This is a genomic window from Spirosoma terrae, assembly GCF_010435915.1.
GTDB lineage: Bacteria > Bacteroidota > Bacteroidia > Cytophagales > Spirosomataceae > Spirosoma > Spirosoma terrae.
On sequence record NZ_JAAFZH010000003.1, the window covers coordinates 460,947 to 473,495 of the forward strand.

Below are 12,549 nucleotides of genomic sequence, written 5' to 3' on the forward strand. Positions count from 1 at the left end.
ATGTCGACTGAGCATCTAAATATAAATGACTCTTCTGAACTACATTCTGATCGGGAAACACCGGCGTCATCTGAGCCTTATACATTAGTGCTGGAGTCCCTCCTTGATGCTGTCTGGGAAACGGATAAAACCGGTAGGCCAATTGGCGATTCCGCTACCTGGCGAACCTATACCGGTCAGAAAGTAGATGAATGGCAGCGTAAAGGCTGGCTAGCAGCCGTACATCCCGATGACCTTGAGCATGCACAACAATCGTGGACTGTGTCATTGACTACTCAGGTTGCCTTGGCTATTGAGCTACGATTTAGCAGGCCAGATGGCGGCTGGAGATGGACTAATCTGCGAGCTGCTCCCGCTCTGAATGAGCATGGCGTGGTTGAAAAATGGGTTGGCATCTGCATCGACATACACGATCGTAAGCAATTGGAGCTGCGGCTGATTGATGCTGAAACGCGCTTCCAGCTTTATGTTAACACCAGTTCTGATATATTTTATAAGATGAGTGCAGACTGGAGCGAGATGCGGAGTCTGAGCGGTAAAAATTTCTTATCCAGTACCGACGTACCTACGCTTTCCTGGCAGATCGACTATATTCCAGAAGAAGATCGGGCTTATGTTCAGGCAAAAATCGAACAGGCTATCACCACAAAATCCCCTTTTTCCCTGGAGCATAGGGTTAAACGACTCGATGGAACCATAGGCTGGACATTTTCGCGGGCTGTACCAGTACTGGATAATGAGGGTGAAATTATTGAATGGTTCGGGACGGCCAGTGATGTTACTCAGCATAAACGAGCGCTGGAAGGATTAGCCGATAATGAACAAACTCTACGTAGTCTGGTAGCCAGTGCTCCGTTTCCAATTGGTGTATATGAAGGCAGTGAGATGCGCATTAAACTAGCTAATCAGGCTATTATTGATGTGTGGGGAAAGGGCAATGATGTAGTCGGCAAGCGATACGCGGAGCTACTGCCGGAGTTGGAAAACCAGCATGTCTATGATCAGCTTGACCGGGTCTTTACGACAGGGGTACCTTTTCATGCCCGTAATCAGCGTATAGAGTTAACTATCGATGGAAAGCTGAAACCCTTTTATTTCAATTACAGCTTTACACCGCTCTATACTAGTGATGGCCAAGTGTATGGCGTACTGAATACGGCGGCCGAAGTTACCGATCTTATACTGGTTAAGCAGGCACTGGAAAATAGCCAGCAGCGTCTTCAGGCGGCTGTAGAACTAGCGGAATTGGCGACCTGGAGTATGGACATTCCTACCAGAACGTTTCATTACTCGAAGCGATTTATGGAATGGCTGGGTTTGTCTGAAGATAAAAAAGAACTGGATGAACTCTATCTGTCAGTACCCGAACAGTATCGACAGTCCGTTGCCAGCGCCATTGAAGCTGTTATCCTGCCTGACTCATCAGGACGATATGAGAATGAACATCCTGTCGTTAATCGTTCGACGGGGCAAGTGCGTATCATTCATGTACAGGCGCTAGTTTTTAGAGACGATGATGGTCAACCCAAGCTGTTAAGCGGAACGGCTCAGGACGTAACAGTACAACGAAAAATTCAATTAGCCCTGGAAGGCCAGGTACAGCAACGTACTGAAGAACTAACGCAGCGGAATGAAGAGCTGGCTTTTATCAATGAGGAGTTGGCGGCTACCAACGAAGAATTAATGGCGGCCAGCGAGGAAATTGCCGCGGCTAATACGAAGCTGGAAGAAGTCAACCAGAATTTGATACGTTCCAATCGCAATCTGGAACAGTTCGCTTACATTGCCAGTCACGATTTGCAGGAGCCTTTGCGGAAAATTCAGCAGTTTGGCGACCTGCTTAAATCACGTTACGCATCGGCCGGTGAAGAAGATATTGTATATATTGACAGAATGCAGGTAGCGGCTAGTCGAATGTCTGCGTTGATTCGGGATTTACTGGCCTTCTCCCGAATCTCTACGAATCAGGTTAAAACGTCGCCCGTATCGCTTGGCAAACTGGTTAGTGAAGTGTTGGATACGCTATCGATTGCCATTGAAGAAAGTCAGGCAACCATTCAGGTCGATACGTTGCCGGTTATTCCGGGCGATGGTCTACAGCTTCAACAACTCTTTCAGAATTTAATAGCCAATGGTCTCAAGTTCCGTCAGGCAGACCGCCCCGCATTCATTCAGATTAAATCCCAGCTTGTTTCAAGAATCGATCTGCCCGCGTCTATTAATCCTGAACGTCAGGTCGATATGTATTGCCAGATAGACGTTATTGATAACGGGATTGGCTTTGACGAGAAATACACAGACCGGATTTTTCAGGTCTTTCAGCGATTACACGGTAAAAACGAATTTGCCGGAACCGGCGTCGGACTGGCGATTTGTCAGAAAGTTGCTGCTAACCACGGGGGTGCAATAACGGCCACTAGTGTACCCGGAGTAGGCTCTACCTTTACGGTCTACTTACCCATGTAAGGCTGCACATAATAAAACACCGTAGTGATGCTACGGTGTTAATCTAACTTCAACAAGGTAGAAACTCATCGATTGACTGGTTAGTCGATTTCCTGAAACCTAAAAAAAGGATTGATCGGTCGTTGTTCCGTCGGGAAAGATATAATTCAGAAAACGAACGATCAACAAGTCGACATGTTTGTCAATACGTAAAAGCGAGGGTATGTTGAAGGACATCATTGCTTACGGTTGAGTTTCTACCTTATTGAAGTTAGTACATGGCTATAACCCGGTTGGTTTGCTGAACCGGTTTGGTCGATAAATCCAGCTGTTTGCGAATACTGTTCTTGGCCGACCTGACTTCTAATTCATATTTGCCATCCGCTAATTGCTCTACGTTCAGTTTGACGGCATACTTCTCGTCTTTCCGATTAAGGCTTTGACGATAGACCACCTGGTTTTCTGAATCACGAAGTAAAATGTCGACCGACGTATCGGCTGGCTTTACTACTGATACGCGAACCTGCTTGTCAATCGTTACAAAGGCGCTTGCTTCAACGGAGGTTGATTTGGGTGTTGTAGGGTCGGTCAAAACCGTTGACGTCATCAGCAGCGAAAGGGCGAGTTTACTCATTAATGGTAGCATTGTTGTTGTAGTTTTGGTGTTGTTTATCTGTTCGGTATACATAAACCAAAGTACGTGCCAATAAATTAAGTAGTTGATTGTTAGTGATTTATGTTTGTGTCTTGTTTTGGCTTATGTCCAGATACGGACAAAGTCTGTTCACAGCCGGACAACCGTAACCAGCATTGGTACTACGTAGCGTTCTCTTTACCGGGAAAGGGAAATTAACGGGTATGTATGCAGCTTTTTGAGTGTTACCTTGTCATTGATAGGACTGAGTAGCTGGTCTACAATTCCTTTCACACATGGACAACACGCGAGCGATCTGGCTGGATTATTTACGTTCTTTTATTACTGTTTTAGTAGTGGCCCATCATGCCGCTTTAGCCTATCCAACGTTCGCTCATTTTGACCCAGCACACTATATCTATTCCACAGCGCCGGTTGTAGATGACAATCGATGGGCCGCTCTGGACTTTCTGATTGGCTTTAATGATATCTACTTCATGAGCCTGATGTTTTTTGTCAGTGGCTTATTTGTCTATAGGGGGCTAGTAAAAAAAGGGGCGAAGGCTTATATAAGAGATCGATTCATTCGGTTGGGTATTCCTTTTTTAGTTGCCGAGATTGTATTGATTCCACTGGCGTATTGGCCATCCTTTTACCTGGCGACCCATTCTACTAATCTTCTTAACTTTCTTGACGATTATGTTTATCACCAGCAATGGCCAGTAGGACCTCCCTGGTTCATATGGCTATTGCTCGTATTCGATGGTGTTATCGTGCTTATTTTCAGCGTAACGCCTTCCTTTTTTACCGCCTTTGGTCATTGGCTTGGCAGGCTAAATAGACAACCTTTTCGTTTGGGGCTGATTAGTTATGGGTTAGTTGCCATAAACTTAGTACCGGTTAGTTTATGGGTAGGTCAGTATACCTGGATTGGCGATTGGGGACCTTTTGATTTTCAGTTGAATCGGCTGTTTTTCTATTTCCTGTTTTTTTTGTTGGGGAGTTGTCTGGGCGCCGTAGACTGGCAAGGCTACTTCTTTAAAGCGCAGAAGTTTCTGGGAAGAGACTGGACATTCTGGGGAGCATTCTGTCTTATTTTTTATTTATTGTTTGTGCTGGTATCACGTAGTGGCGCAATCTGGGTCAGTGAAGGTTTGTTTACACCAGTAGTTGGCTATCTGCTATTCGATGTAGCGTTTGTAGCTAGTTGCCTGTTCAGTATCAGCGCCTGCCTGGCTTTCTTCAAACAAAAAGTAAATAAGCCGCTCCAGGTCTGGGATAACCTGTCCGATAATGCATACGGTATTTATATAGTGCATTACGGGTTTGTTACGTGGCTGCAATTTGCGCTACGTTCCGCTGCTTTACCTGTTTTTCTGAAATTCACTCTTGTATTTGTCTTGTCCCTACTAATCAGCTGGTTGGTTAGCATGCTGGCTCGGCGGATTTCCTTTGTTAAACGCGTTATATAGACGTAGTACGTAAACGACTTTTGCACTAACTGCTACGTTCTTTTTGAGCGATTGGTGATCTGCACGTTATTATAGATGAAAATTTGTTTGAAAGCTCACCCTTTTGAAATAATTTTGCGCCCCTTTTTCTGAAGGAACTCCATGCTTCCATAAGGCCAGAAACTGAAGGACTCTTCTCCATTTTAACGAAACCTACCCGGAATGACTACACTCTCGTGCGGAATTGATTTTGGTACATCCAATTCGAGTATTGCCATTGATCAGAACGGCCAGATAAGCCTGGTTCCTGTAGAAAAGGAGCATGTAACGATTCCCAGCGCCCTTTTTTTTCAACGTACAAATAATAAAGCGTTCTATGGTAGAGAGGCTGTGAATTTGTTCTTTGATCGCAATCAGGGGCGGTTTATGCGTAGTTTAAAGCGCGTACTGGGTACGTCTCTCATGAAACAGGGCACGCTGGTAAATGGCATGTCGATGAATTTTGTCACCATCATTGCTTCTTTCCTGAAACACATAAAAGATAAAGCCGATGCCGTCGCTGGTGAAGAAATAGAAGCGGTAGTGATGGGGCGTCCTGTTCATTTTGTTGATAACGACGGACAGGCCGATGCCAGGGCTCAGGCTGAATTAATGGCTATTGCCCAGCGTATTGGCTTTAAATACATTGATTTTCAGTTCGAACCCATTGCGGCAGCATTTGCGCATGAAGCAAACGTAACGGGCGAAAAACTGGCTATTGTAGCCGATTTGGGTGGTGGTACGTCCGACTTTACAGTAATCAGACTCTCCAGACAGTCGGGCCGGAAAACCGATCGCTCGTCAGATATTCTGGCGAATACCGGCGTTCGGGTGGGAGGGAACGATTTCGATAAAGAATTAAGTATGACCGCCATTATGCCTGAACTTGGTTACCGGAGTACGTATGGTGAAAAGCAACTCGACGTGCCCATAAAGCCCTATCAGGATTTGGCCGAATGGAGTAAAGTTAACTTTCTCTATACACCAAAGCTGATCATGCAAATGCGTCAGATTCTACACCAGTCGCATGACAAAAAGCGGTTTCAACGGCTGGTGTCGGTGCTGGAAAATGAGACGGGACATTCGCTTTTAGCGTCGGCCGAAGCAACTAAAATTGCCCTCTCAACGCAGGAAGCCTACAATGCCCGATTTGATTTTATAGAACCCGATTTTTCAATTGAAATCGAACGGACTTTATTCGAGCAATCGATTGACGGAGAAATCGAAAAAATAATGGAGTCGGCCAGGCAGTGTCTTCGGGAGGCAGGTATTCAAAAAGAAGCCATCGAGCTGGTCATTCTGACCGGAGGCACAACTGAAGTTCGTACCGTGCAGATGGCATTCAGGCAGTTATTCCCTAATGCCGCCATCGCCGATGAGAATAAACTTTCCAGCGTTGGCCTTGGACTTGCCTACGATAGCCGGAATAAATTTGGCCCTACGAGTAGTCGTAATGTACTATCTTCTGTAGCCTGAACGTACTATTCCGTCTCTTTTAGCTGTGTTTATAGTCTGTAAATCTGATATATGTGAGAAAAACATATTGTCATATTTACTAGACGGTTGTATATTTGTGTACACTTCTTCATCATGCTTACAGCATCGAAGTAGTTTAACCGGCCTGGCAGCCCGTAATACGGCTGTCAGGTTTTTTTATGGCCGCGTCATCCGCAGGGCTTGGACTTTAATCGAGAAGTCGAAAACGAGTAGGAAACAGGGCTATTTACCACCAATGTGCCTGTAGAGAAAGTATGTTTAGTGGTAGAGTTGCTTTTTTCAACTGCGGTTAATTGGAGTAGACCCTGAAGTCATTTACAGCCACCGGATTATTAGTTTTATTACTCTATCATCTGATAGGGTTGCCATTGGCTGTGTTTACACTGGAGGATACCTACGAATCGGCAACGCCTGTTTCAACGAATGATCATTGGAAACTGCTCAAATTGCCATTGTCATTACCGTACGTATCGCCTTGGGAAAACGAAGACGGACGCGCTGGCCTGATTCAGGACGGTAATGAGTTTTACAATGTTGTACATCAACGTTATGCGAATGATACGCTTTATACGTTGCTCAAAACCAATCAAAATGCGAAAGAACGGTTTTTTGAGCTTGTTGATCAATTACAACAGTTTACAGATAACACAGATCAGTCTGAATCGCCTAAAACACCGGTAGGGCGTTTGCTAAAATTGCTTAAAGATCGATTTACAACGTACCTTTTACCGATTGTTTGCCAACTAGACCTGCCCTCTGTGTCGGTTATTGAGCGGTCAATCAGCTATGCCGATCTGAATGCTGACCTATGCAATGGGGTAGATTCTCCTGCATCGCCCCCGCCACAAAAGTAGCCTTGAATTTCCTGGATTTCTGTCAAGCTAACCCGCCATTCTAGCGTAGGTTCTGGCTTGCTATTCCCCGTTGGGCATTTCTTGAATGCCCCAGATTCACTATAGGCTATACTTTATGAAATTTCTATCAACAATCATCGTACTGCTGTTTGGCTTGACTGCCTGTCGGCCAACAGCAACGCCTGAGCAATACAACGCGCTGGCTTCTGATCCGCAACTACTCTACGACTGCTCGAAAAAGCTTACCGATATTATGATTCATGATATTTTCAAGCCGCCGGTTGCCAGTCGGATTTATGGGTACACCTATCTGGCGACTTACGAAGCACTTCGGCCCGGTTACTCGGACTATCCGGCGTTGCTTGGTAAAGTCAGAGGATCGAGCAGTGCGCCTGCGCCTAAACCGGGGCAGGAGTACTGCTTTCCATTGGCTAGCTTACAGGCGTTTATGACGGTAGGCCGGGCCTTAACCTTCTCAGCCGATATGTGGGACGACTTCGACAAGGAGTTCCAGCCGCGTCTGAAGTCGTTGAACATTCCGGATGATGTCTATGAGCGATCGATACAATACGGTGAGCAGGTAGCTAAACACGTACTGGACTATGCCAGTAAAGATCACTATAAAGAAACACGTGGTTTTCGGTATACTGTTACGAATAAACCAGGTACCTGGGTACCAACGCCACCGGCCTATGCCGATGCCTGTGAGCCACAATGGAATACGGTTCGAACCTTTACGCTGGATTCGGCGCAGCAGTTTCGGTGTCCACCTCCCGCCAAATACGATCTGGATCATAATAGCCCTTTCTGGAAGTTAACGCAGGAGGTCTACACGATTGGCAAACGGCAGGATAAAACGGAACAGGCGATTGCTTATTTCTGGGACGATAATGCGTTCGTGACGAACGTATCAGGGCATGTTATGTTCGGCAGTAAAAAAATGACACCCCCAGGTCATTGGCTGGCTATTGCGACCACATTGGCTCGTAAGCAGAAATTGACAATGATACAGGCGGCCCAGCTATATACTTTGTCGGCTATTGCCATGTTCGATTCGTTTATAGCCTGTTGGGACGAAAAGTACAGCAGTGTTCGCATACGGCCTGAAACCGTCATCAATGCCAATATAGATCCTCGCTGGCGCCCGTTTCTGGAAACCCCGGCATTCCCGGAATACGTTAGCGGGCACAGCGATATTTCGGCGGCTGCTGGAAAGGTAATTGCGCATTTAGTTGGCGCCAACGTAGCGTTTACCGATTCGACTGAATACCCATACGGACATGGTGTGCGCAGCTTTTCATCCATTGAGCAGGCGTATCAGGAAGCATCGATTAGCCGGGTTTATGGCGGTATTCATTTTCGGGATGGGGTAGAAGAGGGAACCCGGCAGGGAGAACACATTGGCGAATGGGTATTGACCAAGTTAGTGTCGAAAGAACTTGCTGGAAAATAAACCCAGAATCTGATAGTACGTAACAAGTGGTACCGGCATAAATCAAATTCGTCTCCCAACGTAGCACCAGGCTATTGGGAGACGAATTTGATTTACAGGGTGCTATTTGCAGGTCGTAACAACCGTCAGACTACTGGTAGTGATGTTGTTAGACGTAATGTAGGCATCGACTTCGTCACCGCAAACTCTATTCTCGATCCGGCTGGGTTGCGTATTCTGTGCATTATAGGTTAAGGTTTCGCAGGTTTTGCAGTTTTTCTTCTTAAAAACTCCGCCCTCACACGCCATAAGTCCAACTGAGAGAAAGAGAAATACTTGTAAACGCTTCATGATTGAGAAATTATAGGCTCTTATGCCAACTAAATAACGATGTAGACTCCAAAAATAACGTATCGTCCTTTTGGGAGTCTACTTCTTACTCCCTAAATCGTATCTAACGGGCCTATGAACGACGGATATATAGGTGGTAGCAGAATTTATACTTAATCGATTTTTGATAGCTCCAATTTCTGACACCTTATGAGTATTTCTCGTTGATTTACTTAAAGGTAAATATAACTTTTTTGAGGTAGCGTAGAGAAATGGTAGTAGCTCTGGGCAAAGTATAGCAACGAGTCAAATACGCTATTCCAAGACTATTTTAATAAATATCGAAAAAATTTTAACATTTTTTTTCTGAATGCAAACGTTTGCGGCAACGTTTGCATTCGGTTTTTATGATTTTTTTAGTATAAAAATTGTGTTATTTCTATATTTATCTAAGCTATTCCTATTTTTTTGATGAGTAGATGACCTGTAGGGGGTATGTTTTAATAGCAAGGAGACGGCCACCTAAGGACATATTTTGAATTTTTTCAATAAGTAATACCATACTAGTTCATCGAGTGTGCTCGCCATGACACGTACTGAATGCTCTATAGTACTATTACTTAAGTAGGTTTTGTCCTGATTGGTACGCCGTTGACCTGTTCCCTACTGTTTTCCAACCGCTTTATTATAATCGTTTATCATCCTATGAAAAAAACAAATTTCTACTTACTCTTTAGGCTAAGTATAATCAGTTTGCTCCTATGGCGCATGGCTTCTGGAGGAACTGCTTTTGCTATTATGGCTGACCAACTGGTGTCCGGGAAAATAACAGACGATAAAGGCGAGGCTCTGCCTGGCGTTAGCGTTGTTTTAAAAGGAACGACACGCGGCACCACGACCGACGCTACGGGGCAGTTCAAAATCAATGTGCCAAACGGTAACGCGGTCCTGATTGTCAGCTTTGTCGGCTACGTCCGGCAGGAGATCGACGTAAACAACCGCTCGGTGGTCAATGTCCAGTTGCAAAGCGACGACAAAGCACTGGACGAGGTGGTCGTGGTCGGTTATGGTACACAGAAAAAAGTGAACCTGACGGGAGCCGTTTCGACGGTCGATTCGAAAGCATTGCAATACCGACCGACTGCTACGTTGGCAAATGCACTTCAAGGCGTTACACCGGGATTGACAGTTACCCGCCAGAGTGGTCAGCCGGGCGCGGGCGGAGTTCGACTTCAGATTCGGGGGGTTACGTCAGCCAACGGTAACGTTGATCCGTTAGTGATGCTTGATGGGGTGAGCGTTCCCATCGAAACCATGAATACGCTGAACCCAAACGATATTGAAAATATCAGCGTGTTGAAGGATGCTGCTGCCGCAGCTATTTACGGAGCGCAGGCTGCAGGCGGAGTAGTTTTGATCACGACCAAAAAAGGGAAAGCAGGAAAGGTTACGTTCGATTATCTGGCGCAGTACGGTACTGACTGGGCCATTAACGTACCGGGCCGGATGAGTTTGCTAGATGAGGCTTTGTTTTCAAACCTGGCCCGCAAAAACTCAGGCAGCGCACCTGAATATACTGACGAAGACCTACAACGTATCCGTGATGGTATTCCATACGTAGTGAATCCAGCCGATACAGGTACGTATCTGTATTATAACCAGCAGTCACTGTCCGACCAGTTGTTACGTAAATATACGTCGATGAAGACCCATAACTTCACGGCACGGGGCGGTTCTGATAAGGTTAATTTTATGTTATCGGCAGGCTACTACGATAAGCAGGGTGTTTTTAAAGTGGGTCCTGATAATGCCAAACGCTATAATCTACGCTTAAATCTGGGTGCCCAGCTTACCAAACACTTGAGTCTCGATACTCGACTATCCTACACGCTCGAACGTATTCAGCAGTCATCGGCTGGTGTTGATGGAGAGGGGTTGCTTTATCAGGTCTACCGATTGCGGACAAGAACGCCGTTCTTTACGCCGGAAGGCCGTTATAATGGAGCTGGTTCGGCAGCAACGGCCTATGGTATCCTGGAATCAGGAGGCTATAACACGTACAACAAACGCCAGTTTGATGGAGTGGCGAATTTGCAGGCGGCCAATTTCGTGAAAGGCCTAACACTACGTGCCGTGGCCGGGGTCCAATATAGGCCGGCCAATCGGCAAATATTCTCGCGCACTGTACCACTATGGGGTAAATCACGGATTTTGAGTTATGCCAACAACCCCAACTTTTATGAGGTTACCAATGAATTAGTACGGAACACAAACCTGCAGTTTCTGGCAACCTATGAATGGAAAGTAGGGGAAAAGAACAACTTTACCATTCTGGGCGGTTATCAGTGGGAGGATTATCGGGAAGAAGGCGTAACAACAAGATCGACGAACCTGGTTAGTAATGATTTGCCAACGTTGAATCTGGGCGACGATAAAACAAAAACGAATAGCGAGTACGTCAGAGCGCGGGCATTCCAGTCCGTATTTGGTCGGTTCAACTATAACTATGATGGCAAGTACCTGTTTGAAGCTACGATTCGGCAGGATGAAAGCTCTAAATTGGCACCTGGTTTACGGACGAAGGTATTCCCATCCGTATCGGCAGGCTGGAATATGCAACGCGAAGAATGGTTTGCCCGCGCATTACCCGTATTTACTGAATTCAAGCTTCGTGGATCATGGGGTCGTTTAGGTGGTGCCTTGGGAGATAACCTTGGTTACTATGATTATCTAAGCCAACTGAGCCGTGGATCCAACCTGGTGCTGGGCGATTCCAGAGCCTCTTATCTCTACCAGAATTCGATTCCGTCGGCAGTATTATCCTGGGAAACGATTGAAACCAGCGATATCGGTATCGACCTCGGGTTTTTCCAGAACAAACTTCAGTTTACTGGCGATTACTACGTAAAATATAACCGCAACATGCTTACGCCCATGCAGTTGCCAGGTACGATTGGTATTGGTACACCACGACAAAACAACGGTGAGTTAAAGTCGTGGGGTTGGGAAACGGAAGTGCGGTATCGTGGTCAGGTCGGTAAAGACTTCACGTTCTCGGTGTCGGCTAACCTGTCGGACAACAATAATAAACTGTTAAGCTATTCGGGCCGTACGGTGGTGGGAGCCGGAACTAACAATCTGATCGAAGGCTACCCGATTAATACCATTTGGGGCTATCAGACGGCTGGTTATTTCCAGACCGCTGATGAAGTGAAAAACTGGGCCTTTCAGGATAACCGATCGGGTGCTGGTGACGTGAAATACATCGATCAGAATGGGGATGGTCGCATTACGGTCGGTAAAGGCTCGGTGGCTGATCATGGCGATCTGTTGTTGCTGGGTACAACCACCCCACGGTATCAGTATGGCTTCACGTTGAGTGCACAGTGGAAAGGATTTGATTTTACCGTTTTCCTACAGGGAGTAGGCCAGCGGAATTATCGGGCCAATCAAGAGTCTATTGCCCCATTACTTGTTACGTGGAAACAGGCGTTAGCCATTCACAGCGACTACTGGACGCCCGAAAACCCAAATGCATTGTATCCCCGCCCATATGTTGGAGCTACGCATAACTACCTGGCGTCGGATAAGTGGACGCTCAATGCCAGCTATATTCGGATGAAAAACATTCAATTCGGTTATACGCTGCCTGCTACGTTGACGCAGAAAGCACGTATCAATCAGGCCCGGCTCTTCTTCTCGGGGCAGGATTTATTCACCATTTCGGGCCTGAAAGCCTTCCAGGGATATTATGATCCTGAGACACGCGATGGCGTACAGAACGACTATCCGTTTTTTGCTACAGCCTCAATGGGCTTAAATATCTCCTTTTAATCGATTGTCATTCGAAGAACGAATTCATAACGT

General features: G+C 46.1%; 8 protein-coding genes. 6 read left to right on the top strand and 2 right to left on the bottom strand.

Annotated elements, in window-relative coordinates; all coding sequences use genetic code 11:
- Entirely contained in the window at positions 1-2,466 is a 2,466-nt protein-coding gene (locus GK108_RS09855) for a PAS domain-containing sensor histidine kinase (protein ID WP_163946632.1), read from the top strand.
- A 250-nt stretch (positions 2,467-2,716) separates the two neighbouring features.
- Here GK108_RS09855 and GK108_RS09860 read toward each other — a convergent pair whose 3' ends face one another.
- Positions 2,717-3,091, bottom strand: a complete 375-nt coding sequence (locus tag GK108_RS09860) for a hypothetical protein (protein ID WP_163946634.1) — start codon at positions 3,089-3,091, stop codon at positions 2,717-2,719.
- A gap of 284 nt (positions 3,092-3,375) precedes the next feature.
- Between GK108_RS09860 and GK108_RS09865 the strand changes: the two genes are divergently transcribed.
- The 4 genes from GK108_RS09865 to GK108_RS09880 all read left to right on the top strand — a co-directional run bounded on the left by GK108_RS09865 (position 3,376) and on the right by GK108_RS09880 (position 8,373).
- The gene (locus GK108_RS09865) at positions 3,376-4,551 is read left to right on the top strand and encodes an acyltransferase family protein (RefSeq protein ID WP_163946636.1); all 1,176 of its coding nucleotides are present in this window, start codon (positions 3,376-3,378) and stop codon (positions 4,549-4,551) included.
- 201 nt (positions 4,552-4,752) lie between these two features.
- Positions 4,753-6,045 carry an Hsp70 family protein gene (locus GK108_RS09870; RefSeq protein WP_163946639.1) on the top strand — a complete coding sequence of 431 codons (1,293 nt, stop codon included), beginning with the start codon at positions 4,753-4,755 and terminating at the stop codon, positions 6,043-6,045.
- A 395-nt stretch (positions 6,046-6,440) separates the two neighbouring features.
- Positions 6,441-6,920: a hypothetical protein gene (locus GK108_RS09875; RefSeq protein WP_317166505.1), complete on the top strand. Its 480-nt coding sequence runs from the start codon at positions 6,441-6,443 to the stop codon at positions 6,918-6,920.
- A gap of 115 nt (positions 6,921-7,035) precedes the next feature.
- A complete protein-coding gene (locus GK108_RS09880; protein ID WP_163946642.1) occupies positions 7,036-8,373 on the top strand; it encodes a vanadium-dependent haloperoxidase in 1,338 nt (445 codons plus the stop codon).
- A 102-nt stretch (positions 8,374-8,475) separates the two neighbouring features.
- Here GK108_RS09880 and GK108_RS09885 read toward each other — a convergent pair whose 3' ends face one another.
- Complete coding sequence (locus GK108_RS09885; protein ID WP_163946645.1) at positions 8,476-8,703, bottom strand: hypothetical protein; 228 nt, start codon at positions 8,701-8,703, stop codon at positions 8,476-8,478.
- 684 nt (positions 8,704-9,387) lie between these two features.
- On the opposite strand from GK108_RS09885, the gene GK108_RS09890 reads away from it, so the two are divergent.
- Positions 9,388-12,516 carry a SusC/RagA family TonB-linked outer membrane protein gene (locus GK108_RS09890; protein ID WP_170305390.1) on the top strand — a complete coding sequence of 1,043 codons (3,129 nt, stop codon included), beginning with the start codon at positions 9,388-9,390 and terminating at the stop codon, positions 12,514-12,516.
- Positions 12,517-12,549 lie beyond the last annotated feature (33 nt).